The organism is Pseudomonas sp. yb_9 (genome assembly GCF_043103635.1).
Classification (GTDB): Bacteria; Pseudomonadota; Gammaproteobacteria; order Pseudomonadales; family Pseudomonadaceae; genus Aquipseudomonas; species Aquipseudomonas monteilii.
Genome location: NZ_JBICKA010000029.1, coordinates 141,512 through 157,277 on the forward strand (window position 1 = coordinate 141,512; position 15,766 = coordinate 157,277).

Annotated in this window: 17 protein-coding genes; 14 read left to right on the top strand and 3 right to left on the bottom strand. The window is 61.4% G+C overall.

Annotation, left to right across the window (positions count from 1 at the left end):
* Positions 1-13: 13 nt before the first annotated feature.
* The 3 genes from ACF8MI_RS08275 to flgA all read right to left on the bottom strand — a co-directional run bounded on the left by ACF8MI_RS08275 (position 14) and on the right by flgA (position 1,762).
* Positions 14-481 (bottom strand): flagella synthesis protein FlgN, encoded by a 468-nt coding sequence (locus tag ACF8MI_RS08275; RefSeq protein ID WP_104834207.1) that lies wholly within the window; start codon positions 479-481, stop codon positions 14-16.
* Between the two features lie 49 nt (positions 482-530).
* Entirely contained in the window at positions 531-845 is a 315-nt protein-coding gene (gene flgM / locus ACF8MI_RS08280; protein ID WP_104834208.1) for a flagellar biosynthesis anti-sigma factor FlgM, read from the bottom strand.
* A 164-nt stretch (positions 846-1,009) separates the two neighbouring features.
* Positions 1,010-1,762 carry a flagellar basal body P-ring formation chaperone FlgA gene (gene flgA / locus ACF8MI_RS08285; protein ID WP_016711822.1) on the bottom strand — a complete coding sequence of 251 codons (753 nt, stop codon included), beginning with the start codon at positions 1,760-1,762 and terminating at the stop codon, positions 1,010-1,012.
* 77 nt (positions 1,763-1,839) lie between these two features.
* On the opposite strand from flgA, the gene ACF8MI_RS08290 reads away from it, so the two are divergent.
* The 14 genes from ACF8MI_RS08290 (at position 1,840) to ACF8MI_RS08355 (ending at position 15,715) form a co-directional block, all read left to right on the top strand.
* On the top strand, positions 1,840-2,769 hold the full coding sequence (locus ACF8MI_RS08290; protein ID WP_392517464.1) for a chemotaxis protein CheV: 930 nt from the start codon (positions 1,840-1,842) through the stop codon (positions 2,767-2,769).
* Between the two features lie 51 nt (positions 2,770-2,820).
* A complete protein-coding gene (gene cheR / locus ACF8MI_RS08295) occupies positions 2,821-3,648 on the top strand; it encodes a protein-glutamate O-methyltransferase CheR (RefSeq protein ID WP_004575768.1) in 828 nt (275 codons plus the stop codon).
* Between the two features lie 491 nt (positions 3,649-4,139).
* Entirely contained in the window at positions 4,140-4,550 is a 411-nt protein-coding gene (gene flgB / locus ACF8MI_RS08300; RefSeq protein ID WP_016711821.1) for a flagellar basal body rod protein FlgB, read from the top strand.
* Positions 4,551-4,552: 2 nt separating this feature from the next.
* The gene (gene flgC / locus ACF8MI_RS08305) at positions 4,553-4,996 is read left to right on the top strand and encodes a flagellar basal body rod protein FlgC (RefSeq protein ID WP_026020520.1); all 444 of its coding nucleotides are present in this window, start codon (positions 4,553-4,555) and stop codon (positions 4,994-4,996) included.
* Positions 4,997-5,008: 12 nt separating this feature from the next.
* Positions 5,009-5,710 carry a flagellar hook assembly protein FlgD gene (gene flgD / locus ACF8MI_RS08310; protein ID WP_019099727.1) on the top strand — a complete coding sequence of 234 codons (702 nt, stop codon included), beginning with the start codon at positions 5,009-5,011 and terminating at the stop codon, positions 5,708-5,710.
* Positions 5,711-5,738: 28 nt separating this feature from the next.
* The gene (flgE, locus tag ACF8MI_RS08315) at positions 5,739-7,061 is read left to right on the top strand and encodes a flagellar hook protein FlgE (protein WP_104834209.1); all 1,323 of its coding nucleotides are present in this window, start codon (positions 5,739-5,741) and stop codon (positions 7,059-7,061) included.
* A gap of 74 nt (positions 7,062-7,135) precedes the next feature.
* Positions 7,136-7,327: a hypothetical protein gene (locus ACF8MI_RS08320; RefSeq protein ID WP_025753855.1), complete on the top strand. Its 192-nt coding sequence runs from the start codon at positions 7,136-7,138 to the stop codon at positions 7,325-7,327.
* Between the two features lie 160 nt (positions 7,328-7,487).
* Complete coding sequence (flgF, locus tag ACF8MI_RS08325) at positions 7,488-8,228, top strand: flagellar basal-body rod protein FlgF (protein ID WP_012273526.1); 741 nt, start codon at positions 7,488-7,490, stop codon at positions 8,226-8,228.
* Positions 8,229-8,275: 47 nt separating this feature from the next.
* The gene (gene flgG / locus ACF8MI_RS08330) at positions 8,276-9,061 is read left to right on the top strand and encodes a flagellar basal-body rod protein FlgG (RefSeq protein WP_019099723.1); all 786 of its coding nucleotides are present in this window, start codon (positions 8,276-8,278) and stop codon (positions 9,059-9,061) included.
* 36 nt (positions 9,062-9,097) lie between these two features.
* Positions 9,098-9,793 carry a flagellar basal body L-ring protein FlgH gene (flgH, locus tag ACF8MI_RS08335; protein ID WP_012273524.1) on the top strand — a complete coding sequence of 232 codons (696 nt, stop codon included), beginning with the start codon at positions 9,098-9,100 and terminating at the stop codon, positions 9,791-9,793.
* Between the two features lie 12 nt (positions 9,794-9,805).
* A complete protein-coding gene (locus tag ACF8MI_RS08340; RefSeq protein ID WP_025753854.1) occupies positions 9,806-10,915 on the top strand; it encodes a flagellar basal body P-ring protein FlgI in 1,110 nt (369 codons plus the stop codon).
* A gap of 11 nt (positions 10,916-10,926) precedes the next feature.
* Positions 10,927-12,081 (top strand): flagellar assembly peptidoglycan hydrolase FlgJ, encoded by a 1,155-nt coding sequence (gene flgJ / locus ACF8MI_RS08345; protein ID WP_392492333.1) that lies wholly within the window; start codon positions 10,927-10,929, stop codon positions 12,079-12,081.
* A gap of 12 nt (positions 12,082-12,093) precedes the next feature.
* Positions 12,094-14,136, top strand: a complete 2,043-nt coding sequence (gene flgK / locus ACF8MI_RS08350) for a flagellar hook-associated protein FlgK (RefSeq protein WP_392517465.1) — start codon at positions 12,094-12,096, stop codon at positions 14,134-14,136.
* Between the two features lie 13 nt (positions 14,137-14,149).
* On the top strand, positions 14,150-15,715 hold the full coding sequence (locus ACF8MI_RS08355; RefSeq protein ID WP_392517466.1) for a flagellar hook-associated protein 3: 1,566 nt from the start codon (positions 14,150-14,152) through the stop codon (positions 15,713-15,715).
* Positions 15,716-15,766 lie beyond the last annotated feature (51 nt).

Here is a 15,766-nt window from a genome sequence, read left to right on the forward strand (position 1 = left end):
CTTGATAGAAAAATCACACTTGGCTGAGGGCCCGCGGCTTGGCCAGCGGCGAGGTGCTGCCGCGGCTGTCATAGAGCGACGGCGAGTCGCCGCCCATGAGGATCCTGATCTGGTTGTTGGTGACGTGTTGCTGCACCTGGATGATCCGGCCATTGGTCTGGTTGACCTGCTGGCTCTCGTCCATCAGTTGCGACAGCATATCGAGCCGCTGAAGCATCACCTCGCCGTGGGGCGATTGGGCGGCCACTGCTTGCACGCCGGCACGATCGGCACTCAGGCCCAGGCTTCCAAGCAACTGGCTGCGGCGCTGGCCGTGCTGCTCGAGCAAGATGATCAACGACTGTTTGCGCGCCAGGATTTGCTCCAGCAGCGGCATGTCGCGGCCATGCAGGGCGATCGCCTCCTTGTGCAGAAGGTCGAGCAGTTCCTGCATCGGGGCAATGTCATCTTCGATCAGTTGCAGCAAGGTCGTGTCGTGCATGGCTAACTCTTGGCTTTTCTAGCGTCCGTGAAGTCAGCGCGCCGTACGGTCAGCGCTGGGCTTCGAAATCGAGCAGTTTGCTGGCGACCCGGCCGGCATCGACCTGGTAGCTGCCGTCGGCGATCGCCTGTTTCAACTGGGCCACACGGGCGCTGTTGACCACCGGCTCGTCGCGCAGCTTGTCGCTGATCTTCTGCAACTGCTGTGCCTCTTGGCTGAGGTGTACCGCTTCTCCGCTGGTGCTGGTGGCGCTGGCTGCTTCCTGGCTGGCTGCCGGCTTTTCGGCGCTGCCGGACGCGGTGTTGCCGCGCACGCCGCCCGTGACGGACGGAGAGTTATTTACACGACTGAAGTCGATGACCATGATCAGAAACCTCTGGGTATTTGGACGCTTGCCTTGTTTTCGGCCAACCCGATAGAAACTTTAGGCACAAATGCATTGCCGCCTGTCAGCAAGCTCGCGAACCCGTTTTCTGACACAGTTTAGGAAAAGCGGTTCCTCTCTGCCAGCGCAATCTGGTGGCAGGCCTACATACTGACCTCGACCTGGCCGGGGCCGGTCACCCTGGCCTTGACCACCCGTTTGGAATTGAGGTTGCGTACCCGGATCTGCTCGCTCAGCCCGCCCTTGCTAAGGGCCTCGCCCGGCATGCGCACGCTCAGGCTGCCGCTGCGGGCAATGATCACCACCTGGTCACCCTTGCGGACCACCTCGGCCTGTTCCAGGTGTTGCGGGGTGAGCACCTGGTCGATCACCGTGGGGCGCAGCATCTTCATGCCTACTGCCTGGTCCAGCTCGGTCAGAAAGCCCTGGCCAAGGGTGCCGACATCGCGCTCGCGCAGGGCCACGTCGCCCTCGCCAACCGTGTTGTCACGCTTGAGCGGGCGGGTTACCACAACCACGTCGCGGAACAGCCGCACGGTGGCCGGCACAAACACTGTCCACGGGGCTGCGCTGTCGCAGCGAACCCGCACCGTCACCCGTCCCAGTGGCTGCGCGGGGCTTTCCAGCGAGGCGTCCAGTGGCTGGCTGCACAGCGGCATGCGCAGGCGCGGGTCCAGCGGGTTGACCTGGATTTCGTAACGGCCGGCTGTCTGGGTGGTGGCCAGGTAATCTTCTACGGTGAATTCAAGAAACCCTTGGGTGACACCGATAAGTTGTTCAGGCAAGGTGAACGCGTCCGCTAACGTACGAACGCCGGGCGCCAGCAGGCACAGCGTGGCCAGCAAGCCGGTCAGCAGGCGCGTCAATCGTCGGAAAAATGTCGTTTTCGTGTGCATGACGCTCAAAAAAGCAAAGCCCGTGCCGACTCGCTACCCGAGTTGAAACGAAAGGCTGAAAGATTAAGGAGTCTGGCATGGCGGGTGTTATGGATTCGGTCAACCAGCGCACGCAGCTGGTGGGGCAGAATCGCCTGGAATTGCTGCTGTTTCGCCTCAATGGCGAGCAGCTTTACGGCATCAACGTGTTCAAGGTCAGGGAAGTGCTGCAGTGCCCTGCGCTGACCCTGCTGCCCAAGGCGCACCCGGTGGTGCGTGGCGTTGCCAACATTCGCGGGGCGACCATCCCGATTCTCGACCTGTCGATGGCCACCGGGTTGCGGCCGCTGCAGGAAGACACGCGCAACAGCTTCGTGATCATCACCGAGTACAACACCAAGACCCAGGGCTTCCTGGTGCACTCGGTGGAGCGCATCGTCAACATGAACTGGGAAGAGATCCATCCGCCACCCAAGGGTACTGGCCGTGACCACTACCTGACGGCGGTTACCCGGGTGGACAACCGGATGGTCGAGATCATCGATGTGGAGAAGGTGCTGGCCGAAGTGTCGCCATTGTCGGAATCGGTATCGGCCGGGGTGATCGACGCCGAAGTGCAGGACAAGGCCGTACTGATGCGGGTGCTGACCGTCGACGATTCGTCGGTGGCGCGCAAGCAGGTCAGCCGTTGCCTGCAGACCGTGGGGGTGGAAGTGGTGGCGCTCAATGATGGCCGTCAGGCCTTGAACTACCTGCGTCAGCTGGTGGACGAGGGCAAAAAGCCGGAAGAAGAGTTCCTGATGATGATCTCGGACATTGAAATGCCGGAAATGGACGGCTATACGCTAACGGCAGAGATCCGCAGCGACCCGCGCATGCAAAAATTGCACATCTGCCTTCATACTTCGCTTTCCGGGGTGTTCAACCAGGCAATGGTCAAGAAGGTCGGCGCCGATGACTTCCTGGCCAAGTTCAAGCCGGACGACCTGGCCCAGCGGGTGGTCGACCGGATCAAGGCAGCGCATTGAAGCAGCCGGGGGCAGCCCCCCGGCACCAGTGATTGAAAAGAGGCGGCAGTAGTGTCTACGGGTAATTTGGATTTCGAACAGTTCCGGGTATTCCTGGAGAAAGCCTGTGGCATCCTGCTGGGCGAGAATAAGCAGTACCTGGTTTCCAGCCGTCTCAACAAGCTGATGGAGCAACAGGGCATCAAGAGCCTGGGCGAGCTTGTGCAGCGTATCCAGGCCCAGCCGCGCGGCGGTTTGCGCGAGCAGGTGGTGGATGCCATGACCACCAACGAGACCCTGTGGTTTCGCGATACCTACCCGTTCGAAGTGCTGAAGAACAAGGTGATTCCCGAGTTCATCCGCAACAACCCCGGCCAGCGCCTGCGCATGTGGTCGGCGGCGTGTTCGTCGGGGCAGGAGCCGTATTCCATCTCGATGGCCATCGACGAGTTCGAGCGCAGCAACCTGGGCCAGCTGAAGATGGGCGCGCAGATTGTGGCCACTGATCTGTCCGGCACCATGCTCACCAACTGCAAGACCGGTGAGTACGATAGCCTGGCGATTGCCCGCGGCCTGTCGCAGGAGCGCCTGCAGCGCTACTTCGACCCCAAGGGGCCAGGACGCTGGGCGGTGAAACCGGCCATTCGCAGTCGCGTCGAGTTCCGCTCGTTCAACCTGCTCGACAGCTATGCCAGCCTGGGCAAGTTCGACATCGTGTTCTGTCGTAACGTGCTGATCTACTTCTCGGCCCAGGTGAAGAAGGACATCCTGCTGCGCATTCACAGCACCCTGAAACCGGGTGGCTACCTGTTCCTCGGCGCCTCGGAAGCCCTGAACGGGTTGCCGGACCATTACCAGATGGTGCAGTGCAGTCCGGGGATCATTTACCAGGCCAAGTAGGGTTTGCCTTAAGGGTTGTGGTGGCAGTGAAATCGAGCGCCGCCCGCGCGGCGCATCGCGAGCTGCGCTCGCTCCTACGTTTGTTTCGGGCCAGTATTCCTGTAGCAGACGCACGCGACCGTCTTGTTTGTACGACGCGATATCGAGCCATGCGCCAAGGCGTCCGCGCGCAAATCCCCCAGGAATAATTGGCCCGAAACAAACGTAGGAGCGAGCGCAGCTCGCGATGCGCCGCGCGGGCGGCGCTCGATCTCGCAGGCGCAACACCTCTACCGCCAAGCCCTGACGTCAATTTTTTGTTTTGCCGCTTTTGCCACCCACCAATTGCCGCTTTCGCCGCCCAAGGCGGAAGGCCTTTGCCGCTTTTCTGGCATTACCCTGACCCCACCCTACCCAGAAAGCCCGTGTTTCCGGGCTTTGCACGCGTTGGCATAGCCCTTGCTATATCTTGCTCAACGACATTCCGGTCAACCTCTGAAGGTTTCCCCGACATGAGCATCAGTTTCGACAAGGCGCTTGGCATTCACGAAAAGGCACTCGGCTTCCGCGCCCAGCGCGCCGAAGTGCTGGCCAACAACATTGCCAACGCCGACACGCCCAACTACAAGGCGCGTGACATGGACTTTTCTTCGGTGCTCGCCGCCGAAACCAGCAAGCAGCAAAGCGGCCGCTTCGCCATGGACCGTACCAACAGCCGGCACATCGAAGCCGAAGGCCTCGCCATCGCCGCTGACGATACCCTCAAGTACCGCACGCCGCTGCAGCCGTCGATCGACCAGAACACCGTGGACGCGCAGATCGAGCAATCGAACTACACCGAAAACGCCATTGGCTTCCAGGCCAGCTTCACGTTGCTCAACAGTAAATTCAAAGGGCTGGTTTCCGCCCTGCGGGGAGAATGACCATGTCCCTTTCCAGTGTTTTCAACATTGCCGGTAGCGGCATGAGCGCGCAGAACACGCGCCTGAACACCGTGGCGTCGAACATCGCCAACGCCGAGACCGTGTCTTCGAGCATTGACCAGACCTACCGCGCCCGCCATCCGGTGTTCGCTACCACCTTCCAGGACGCACAGGCCGGCAGCAGCCAGTCGCTGTTCGAAGACCAGGGTGAAGCAGGGCAGGGCGTGCAGGTAAAAGGCATCGTCGAAGACCAGAGCACCCTCGAGGCACGTTACGAGCCAAACCACCCGGCGGCGAACAAGGACGGCTACGTCTACTACCCGAATGTCAATGTGGTCGAGGAGATGGCTGACATGATCTCCGCCAGTCGCGCGTTCCAGACCAACGCCGAGCTGATGAACACGGCCAAGAACATGATGCAGAAAGTCCTGACCCTGGGGCAGTGATAGGAAGCCTACATGACCACTACCAATTCCACCTCTGACGTCAGCAGTGCGTACCTGACCTCGCTGCAGAAGCAGACGTCGAAGACCGACAGCAGCACCGGCGCTGCAGGCAGTGCACTGGGCAAGGATGCTTTCCTGCAGTTGCTGGTTACCCAGATGAAAAACCAGAACCCGCTCGATCCGCAGGAAAACGGCGAGTTCGTCGCCCAGCTGGCACAGTTCAGCAGTCTCGAGAGCATGCAATCGCTGAATGATTCGGTGACCTATATCGCGGCAGGGCTGCAGTCCTCCCAGGCCCTGCAGGCTTCATCACTGGTCGGGCGCAATGTGATTGTCCAGACCGACAAGGCTGTGGTCGACACCAGCAAGGATATGAAAGGCACGGTCAACCTGACGTCGTCCAGCACCTCAACCTCGGTGGGCATCTACGACAAGGACGACAAGCTGGTACGCACCCTCGACCTGGGTACTCAGAAAGCCGGCAAGATCGACTTTACCTGGGATGGCAAGAACGAAGACGGCGAAGTGGCGGCGGCAGGTACCTACACCTTCAAGGCTACCGCTTCGATCGACGGCAAGGCCACGGCCATGACCACCAATCTGCCGGCCTCGGTTACCAGTGTGACCATGGGTACCAACGGTTCGGAGATGACACTCAACCTGGCTGGGCTGGGCAGTGTCGCACTTTCCAAAATCCAAAGCATCGGCATCTAGGGCCTGAGCAAAACGACAGGAGTTACACATGTCTTTCAATATCGGCCTTAGCGGCCTCTATGCAGCAAACAAGGCCCTGAACGTTACCGGCAACAACATTGCCAACGTCGCCACCACCGGCTTCAAGTCGTCGCGTGCCGAGTTCGCCGACCAGTACTCCAACTCCATTCGCGGCACCAGTGCCGGCAAGAACGTAGTGGGTACAGGTGTGAAGACTGCCGCCGTGTCGCAGCTGTTCACCCCCGGCAACATCAATGGCACCGGCCAGGCGCTGGACATGGCCATCGATGGCAACGGCTTCTTCGTGATGAACGACAACGGCTCGAAAATCTACACCCGTGCCGGTGCCTTCTACAGCGACAAGGATGGCTATGTGGTCAGCTCGTCGGGCGCCAATCTGCAAGGCTACGCAGTGGATGCCAATGGCAAGATCATCCAGGGTGTGCTGACCAACCTGCAGATCGACACCTCGAACCTGACGCCGAACCCGACCGGACGCATCTCCGAGAACGTCAACCTCAACTCCACCGCAACCGCGCCAGCCCAGTCGCCGTTCGATCCGACCAACACCGGCACCTACAACTACACGTTCAATACCGACGTGTACGACAGCCAGGGTAACGCGCACCAGCTGAACCAGTACTTCGTCAAGGATGCCGCCAGCAACTCCTGGACCATGTACACCACCATCGATGGCCGCAACCCGGCTGACCCGACGTCGACCACGCCGCTGGCCAACAAGCTGCCATTCAAGTCTGACGGTACCCTGGATACTGCCGCCATGACCGCCGGCCCGGTAACGGGTGGTCTGACCATCGCAGACAACAAGACCTTTACCCTTAGCAACTGGATCCCGGCGCAGAAGAACGCTGCCGGTGTATGGGGTGCCAACGGTGCTACCGCCAACGTTGCCGGGGTCAACCTGGACATGCTGGGCACCACCCAGTACAACGCCGCTTCCGCCACTACCGCCAAGAGCCAGGACGGCTTTGCCACCGGTGAGCTGTCGGGCCTGACCATCGACGAAAGCGGCAACATGTTCGCCAACTTCACCAACGGCCAGGACAAGGTGATCGGCCAGGTGGCTATCGCCAACTTTGCCAATCTGCAGGGCCTGACCCCGATTGGCGGCACCAGCTGGAAAGAGTCCTACGCTTCGGGCGTGCCGGTGATCGGCGCTCCGGACACTGGTACTCTGGGCCAGATTACCGGCGGCGCGCTGGAAGACTCCAACGTCGACCTGACCGGTGAGTTGGTCAACCTGATCAAGGCGCAAAGTAACTACCAGGCCAACGCCAAGACCATTTCCACCGAAAGCACCATCATGCAGACCATCATCCAGATGACCTGATGGTCGCTTGCTGGTGTGGTTTTGTCTGTAATTGGGGCCGCTATGCGGCCCCAACATCTTGAGGGTTCATGCTCATGAAACGGCTTTCGCTACTGGCCCTGTTTCCCCTTCTGGCCATGGCCTTGCCGCTCTCGGCCGCCCCCGCGCCGTTCTACCAATGGCAAAGCCTGGCCACCGGCCGCTACATGTGCTCGGCCAGCAACCCAGGCGATGGTTGGGTGCGGCATTCCGGCCCCTATAACAACGCTGCTTGCCGCACCAACTGAGCAAGCCCTTGCCGCTGGCGGCAAACATCCGCCGACAAACTGACGTTTGTTGTCCCTTGTCACGCTGCAACCCCCATAAACAGGCAGTTTCAGACTTGGTTCGATTATTGCTTCGAACCCGCTCAGTGACAGCGCGGCAGCGACGCGCAGAGGAGATACTGTGGACAAGTTGCTTTATGTGGCCATGACCGGTGCCAGCCAGAACGCGCTGGCGCAGAAGGCCCACGCCAACAACCTGGCGAACATTTCCACCAACGGTTTTCAGCGTGACCTAGAGCAGGCCCGCTCGATGCCGGTGTTTGGCGACAGCTTTCCGGCGCGCGCCTTTGCCATGACCGAGCGCCCGGCCACCGACTTCAGCGAAGGTCCGTTGGTCGAGACGGGGCGTGACCTGGATGTTGCCGTGACCGGCAAGGGATTCATCGCCGTGCAGGCACCGGACGGCAGCGAGGCTTATGTGCGCACCGGCAGCCTGAACATCGATGCACTCGGCGTTCTGCGTGCTGGCAATGGCATGCCGGTGATGGGCAACGGTGGCCCGATCGCCATCCCGCCAGAGCAGAAAGTGGAGGTGGGCGCCGACGGCACCATCAGCATTCGCTCCATGGGTGAAGACCCGCGGGTGATGGCCGAGGTCGACCGCATCAAGCTGGTCAACCCCGACACCAAAGGCCTGACGAAGGGCCTGGATGGCCTGATCCACACCACCTCCGGCCAGCCGGCCGATGCCGACGTCAACGTGCGGGTGGTGGCAGGCTTCCTGGAAGGCAGCAACGTCAATGCTGTCGAGGAAATGACCTCGGTGCTGGCGCTGTCCCGCCAGTTCGAACTGCACGTCAAGATGATGAACACGGCCAAGGAAGGCGACGAAGCCATGGCTCGGGTTTTGCAAATCGGCTAATCACTTTTGAACGGGTGCCGTAAAACAGGCGCACGAGGAGAACTTACATGCTTCCGGCTCTTTGGGTCGCTAAAACCGGCCTGTCCGCCCAGGACACCAACCTGACGGTCATTTCCAACAACTTGGCCAACGTCTCGACCACCGGCTTCAAACGTGATCGCGCCGAGTTCGCCGACCTGCTCTACCAGATCAAGCGTCAGCCTGGTGCCCAGTCCACCCAGGACAGCGAGCTGCCTTCGGGCCTGCAAGTCGGTACCGGTGTGCGCATTGTCGGCACCCAGAAAAGCTTCGTCGCCGGCAGCCTGCAAACCACCGAAAACCCGCTGGACATGGCGGTCAACGGCCGTGGTTTCTTCCAGATCCTGCAGCCGGACGGCACCGTGTCGTACACCCGAGACGGTACCTTCCACCTGAACTCCGACGGCCAGATCGTCACGGCCAACGGCTACGCTCTGGAGCCTGCGATCGTGGTGCCAAACGACGCGCAGACGTTCACCGTCGGCCAGGACGGTACCGTGTCGATCACCACCGCCGGCAACCCGGCTGCACAGGTGATCGGCAACATCCAGACCGCCGACTTCATCAACCCGGCTGGCCTGCAGGCGATCGGCGACAATCTGTTCCTGGAAACCGCCGCCAGTGGTGCGCCACAAGTCGGCACCCCAGGCTTGAACGGTTTCGGCACCACCCAGCAGCAGACCCTGGAAAACTCCAACGTCAGCACCGTGGAAGAGTTGGTGAACATGATCACCACCCAGCGTGCCTACGAGATGAACTCCAAGGTCATTTCCACCGCCGACCAGATGCTGTCGTTCGTAACCCAGCAGCTCTAAGCCCTGTCACTTCGTTGCACCCGTGAGGTAAGCGTCATGAATCGTCTGTTGTCCGTTTTCGCCCTGGGGGGGGCGGTGTTGCTGGCAGGTTGCGTCGCGCCGACGCCCAAGCCCAACGACCCGTACTACGCGCCGGTGTTGCCGCGCACCCCATTGCCGGCAGCGGCCAACAACGGTTCGATCTACCAGGCCGGGTTCGAGCAGAACCTGTACAGCGACCGCAAGGCGTTCCGGGTGGGTGACATCATCACCATCACCCTCAACGAGAAAACCTCGGCCAGCAAGAACGCGGGCTCGCAGATCCAGAAGAACAGCAAAGCCGACATCGGCCTGACCTCGCTGTTTGGCAGCACACCGAACACCAACAACCCGTTCGGCGGTGGTGACTTGTCGCTGGAAGCCGGCTACAACGGCGAGCGCGCCACCAAAGGGGACAGCAAGGCCACCCAGGGCAACACCCTGACCGGTTCGATTACCGTGACCGTGGCCGAAGTACTGCCCAACGGCATCATCGCCGTGCGCGGCGAGAAGTGGCTGACCCTGAACACCGGCGAAGAGCTGGTGCGCATTGCCGGCATGGTGCGTGCCGACGATATCGCCACCGACAACACCGTGCCGTCCACCCGTGTGGCCGACGCGCGCATCACTTATTCCGGTACTGGCTCGTTCGCCGATGCCAGCCAGCCTGGGTGGCTGGACCGCTTCTTCATCAGCCCGCTTTGGCCTTTCTGAGTACGGATGACCATGTTCAACGTGAGGCAGCTGATTGCCGCAACCCTGCTTCTGTCCTGTGCCTTTGGCGCCCAGGCCGAGCGCCTGAAGGACATTGCCAGCATTTCTGGCGTGCGCTCCAACCAGCTGATCGGTTACGGCCTGGTGGTGGGGCTCAATGGTACGGGTGACCAGACCACCCAGACGCCGTTCACCCTGCAGACCTTCAACAACATGTTGTCGCAGTTTGGCATCAAGGTGCCGGCCGGTTCCGGCAACGTGCAGCTGAAGAACGTGGCGGCGGTGTCGGTGCATGCCGACCTGCCGGCGTTCGCCAAGCCTGGCCAGGTGGTGGACATTACCGTTTCCTCGATCGGTAACTCCAAGAGCCTGCGCGGCGGCAGCCTGCTGATGACCCCGCTCAAGGGTATCGACGGCAACGTCTATGCCATCGCCCAGGGCAACCTGGTGGTGGGCGGCTTTGACGCCGAGGGCCGTGACGGCTCGAAGATCACCGTCAATGTGCCCTCGGCTGGCCGTATTCCGGGTGGAGCCAGTGTCGAGCGCGCAGTACCAAGCGGCTTCAACCAGGGCAATACCCTGACCTTGAACCTCAATCGCCCCGACTTCACCACCGCCAAGCGCATCGTCGACAAGGTCAACGACCTGCTCGGCCCAGGTGTGGCGCAGGCCGTGGACGGTGGGTCGGTGCGGGTCAGTGCGCCGATGGACCCAAGCCAGCGCGTGGATTACCTGTCGATCCTCGAAAACCTCGAAATCGACCCAGGCCAGGCGGTGGCCAAAGTCATCATCAACTCGCGTACCGGCACTATCGTCATTGGCCAGAACGTCAAGGTGTCGCCGGCGGCGGTCACCCATGGCAGCCTGACCGTGACCATTACCGAAGACCCGATTGTCAGCCAGCCGGGGGCCTTCTCCAATGGCCAGACCGCCGTAGTACCGCGTTCGCGGGTCAATGCCGAGCAGGAAGCCAAGCCAATGTTCAAGTTTGGCCCAGGCACCACGCTGGATGAAATCGTCCGCGCGGTGAACCAGGTGGGCGCCGCGCCCGGCGACCTGATGGCGATCCTCGAAGCCCTGAAACAGGCCGGCGCCTTGCAGGCCGACCTGATCGTGATCTGAGGACGGCGCGGATGAACATCAAAAGCCAGGTTTCCGGCAGAGTCGACAGCGGCGCCTATACCGACCTTAACCGCCTGAGTGCCCTCAAGCACGGTGACCGCGACAGCGAAGCCAACGTGCGCAAGGTGGCCCAGGAGTTCGAGTCGCTGTTCATCAGCGAAATGCTCAAGGCCTCACGCAAGGCCAGTGATGTGCTGGCCGACGACAACCCGATGAACACCGAAACGGTCAAGCAGTACCGCGATATGTACGACCAGCAGTTGGCCGTGAGCATGTCCCGTGAAGGGGGGGGTATCGGCTTGCAGGACGTACTGGTGCGTCAGCTGACCAAGGGCCGCAGTGCGTCGGTCAACACCAGCCCGTTCCCGCGCGTCGATAACAGCGGCCCGGCATTGTGGGGCAACAAGGTCGCAGAGCCGGTGCATGCCACGGACGCGTCCACGACCCGCAACGACGTCGCTGCGCTCAACTCGCGGCGCCTGGCCTTGCCGAGCAAGCTCACCGACCGCCTGCTGGCCGGTATCGTGCCGTCGGCGGCCACCACCAATACCGCCGCTGTGCCAGCCCGTGACGGCCAGCAAGTGGCCAAGGCCTTCGCCGTGCCCGACAACGGCCTGCGCATTGTCGGTCGTGCCGTGGCCCAGCCACCGCTGGCGCCGAACAAGGCGTTTGCCGATAGTGATGAATTCGTCGCCACCATGTTGCCGATGGCCGAGCAGGCCGCCAAGCGCATTGGTATCGACCCACGCTACCTGGTGGCCCAGGCCGCGCTGGAAACCGGCTGGGGCAAGTCGGTGATGCGCAACAGCGATGGCAGCAGCAGCCACAACCTGTTCGGCATCAAAGCCACTGGCAGTTGGCAGGGCGAGCAGGCGCGAGCGATCACCAGCGAATTCCGCGATGGCCAGTTCGTCAAGGAAACGGCGGCGTTCCGCAGCTACGACTCCTACCAGGACAGCTTCCACGACCTGGTGAGCCTGTTGCAGAGCAATTCGCGCTATCAAGATGCGCTGGACTCGGCCGATAACCCTGAGCAGTTTGCAAGAGAGCTGCAAAAGGCAGGTTATGCGACCGACCCGGGCTATGCGAAAAAGATCATCAGCATCGCCCAGCAAATGCAGTCAACCCCGCAATACGCCATGGCTGGCAGAACCACGAATCTATAAAAGGACTAAATCATGTCGAGCCTGATTTCGATCGGCCTGAGTGGCCTGAGTGCCAGCCAGGCGGCCTTGTCGGTAACCAGTAACAACATCGCCAACGCCGCAACCAGTGGCTACTCGCGCCAGCAGACGGTTCAGGCGGCGGGGCCCTCGCACCACATCGGCGCGGGGTTCCTGGGTACCGGTACCACGCTGGCCGACGTGCGTCGCATCTACAGCTCGTATCTGGACAACCAGCTTCAGACCGCCACTTCGCTGCAAGCGGACTCGGTTGCCTTCCAGGACCAGATCACCAGCATCGACAAGCTGCTGGCCGACCGCGATACCGGCATCAGCTCAGTCCTTACTGCGTTCTTCTCGGCCCTGCAGACAGCAGCGGCCAAGCCCGGTGACGTTGCCTCCCGGCAGCTGTTGCTGACCCAGGCGCAAACCCTGAGCAACCGTTTCAACGCGGTGAGCACTCAGCTGACCCAGCAGAACGAAACGATCAACTCCCAGCTCGACACCATGGCTGGCCAGGTCAACAAGCTCACCGCCAATATCGCAGAGTACAACAAGCAGATCGCGGCGGCCTCGGGCACTGGCAACACGCCCAACAGCCTGCTGGATGCGCGCAGCGAAGCGGTGCGTCAGCTCAATGAGCTGGTTGGCGTGACCGTGCAGGAGCGTGACGGCAACTACGACGTGTACCTGGGCAGCGGCCAGTCCCTGGTTACCGGCAACAAGGCCAACACCTTGTCGGTGCAGCCGGGTACCGCGGATAAGAGCCAGGCCAGCCTGCGTATCAACTACGAGTCTTTCAGCTCCGACGTTACCTCGGTGGTGACCGGTGGTGCGATCGGCGGGCTGCTACGCTACCGCCAGGACGTGCTGATGCCGTCCATGAACGAGCTGGGCCGTGTTGCCCTGGTGGTGTCGGACAGCATCAACAGTCAACTGGGGCAGGGCCTGGATGCCAATGGCCAGTTCGGCAGCTCGCTGTTCTCCAGCATCAATAGCGCCACCGCCATTGCCCAGCGCAGTCTGGCGTCGTCGAGCAACAGCACCGGCTCCGGCAACCTGGACGTGACCATCGCCAACAGCGGTGCGCTGACCACCTACGACTACGAGGTGAAGTTCACCAGCGCCAACCAGTACAGTGTGCGCCGCTCCGACGGTATCGACATGGGTAGCTTCGACCTCAGCACCGACCCGGCGCCGGTGATCGACGGCTTCAGCCTGTCGCTGAAAGGCGGTGGCCTGGCGGCAGGCGACAGCTTCAAGGTAATCCCCACCCGGGCGGCTGCCGGCAGCATCACCACTACCCTGACCGATGCCAACAAACTGGCCTTTGCCGGGCCGATCAGTGCCGCAGCAGGCAGTGGCAACAGCGGTACCGGCACCATCACCCAGCCTACGCTGGGCGAAACGCTTGATATCTATGGCGGTGCCGATACTGCGCTGGTACAGAAGGCAATCAGCGACTCCATGCCGGTACGGGTCGTGTTTGACGCCGCCAGTGGTGGTTCCCAAGGCTACAAATTGTACGATTCCAAGGGCACGCAGATCGGTACTGGCAGTGTTGTGCCTGGGCAGGATAACAAGCTGTCCATCGCCGTCCCGATGCGCGATGCGAGCGGCAACCCGATCCTCGATGGTAGCGGCAACCCGCGCACCTTTGCGGTCGAGACCACCATTGGCGGCAGCCCGGCAACCAACGACAGCTTCACCCTGTCGTTCAATGCCGACGGCAAGGCCGACAACCGCAACGCCAGTGCCTTGCTCGACCTGCAAACCAAGTCGACGGTGGGCACCAACTCCGGCACCGGCACCAGCTTCACCTCGTCCTATGCCGCGTTGGTCGAGCGGGTAGGGGCCAAGGCCAGTCAGGCCACCATCGATACCACGGCAACCCAGGCAGTGCTCAAGTCCGCCACTGAAAGCCGCAGCGCGGTGTCGGGTGTCAACCTTGATGACGAAGCAGCCAGCCTGGTGAAATTCCAGCACTACTACACAGCATCGTCGCAGATCATCAAGGCGGCGCAAGAAACCTTTTCGACCCTGATCAACGCATTGTAAGGAGGGGCTGACCGTGCGAATTTCAACTGCTCAGTTCTATGAGACCAGCGCCAACAGTTACTCCAAGAACTACTCGGACCTGGCCAAGACCACCGAACAGGTGACCTCCAAGTCGCGTATCCAGTCTGCCGGGGATGACCCGGTCGGTGCTGCGCGGCTGCTGCTGTTGCAGCAACAAAGTGCCTTGCTGGACCAGTACAGCGGCAACATGACCACGGTCAAGAATGCGTTGCTGCAGGAAGAGAGTGTGCTTTCCACCGTCAACGACGCCCTGCAGCGCGCCAGCGAGCTGGCGATCCAGGCCGGCAACGGTGGCCTGAGCGATGCCGACCGCACCTCGATTGCCAGTGAGATCAAGGAAATCGAAGCCAATGTGTTCGGCTTGCTGAACTCGCGCGATGCCAATGGCGACTACATGTTCGGCGGCTCCAAATCGTCGACGCCGCCCTATGTGCGCAATGCTGATGGTACCTACAGCTACCAAGGTGACCAGACCCAGTTGAGCCTGCAGGTGTCCGACACCCTGCGCCTGGCCACCAACGACACCGGCTTCAGTATTTTCGACCAGGCCACCAACAACAGTCGTACCCAGTCGAACTTGCAGGCGCCGACGCCAAATGACGGCAAGGTGCTGTTGTCTGATGGCTTGTTGACGTCGGCCAACACCTACAGCAACCAGTTCGCCGCTGGCCAGCCGTACACCGTCACCTTCACCAGTGCCACGGAGTACAGCGTAAAGGATGCCGCTGGCAATGACATCACCAGCGAAACCGCCGGTAAGGGCAAGTTTGACGTCAACACCGAAGGCGGCAAGATGATCTCGCTGCGGGGTGTTGATTTCGAGGTCAACCTGAACCTCGCCGAAGGTGACGATGCCAACGCGGTGGTGGCGGGCCATGTGTTCACCCTGCAAGGCAAGCCGGATACGCTCACGGCAACGCGCAGCGCCGGTAACCCTTCGACAGCACAGGTGACCGGTACCAGCATTTCCGATGCTGAAGCCTACCGCGGCACCTTCCCTGACAATGGTGCCGTGATCCGCTTCACCAGCGACACCGAATACGCACTTTATGCACAGCCGTATACCGCCGACAGCAAGGCGATTGCGACGGGCACGGTAGGGGTGGGCAATGCGATCACGGTCGCGGGCGTGACCTTCCAGTTCGACAGCGCGCCGGGCGAGGGGGATCAGTTCTCGGTGAACGCCAATACCCACCGCACACAAAACGTGCTGGACACCCTGGGGCAGCTGCGCAGCGCCTTGGAAAAGCCCTTGGACACGCCTGAGGCGCAGGCAGCGTTGAAGGCTGCTACCGACTCGGCGATTTCCAACCTGGCCAGCGCTCGAGATCGCATCGACATTACCCGTGGCTCTATCGGTGCGCGTGGTAACTCGCTGGATATTCAGGCGCAGGAAAACGAAAGCCTGGGGTTGGCCAACAAAAGCACGCAAAGTGCTATTGGCGATACCGACATGGCCTCGGCGACCATTCAGTTGACCCTGCAGCAGGCCATGCTCGAAGCCTCGCAGTTGGCGTTTGCGCGTATTTCGCAGCTGAGCCTGTTCGACAAGATCTGATCCGTTTGTCAAATAGTGGGGCCGCTTTGCGCCCCTTCGCGGGCACGCCCG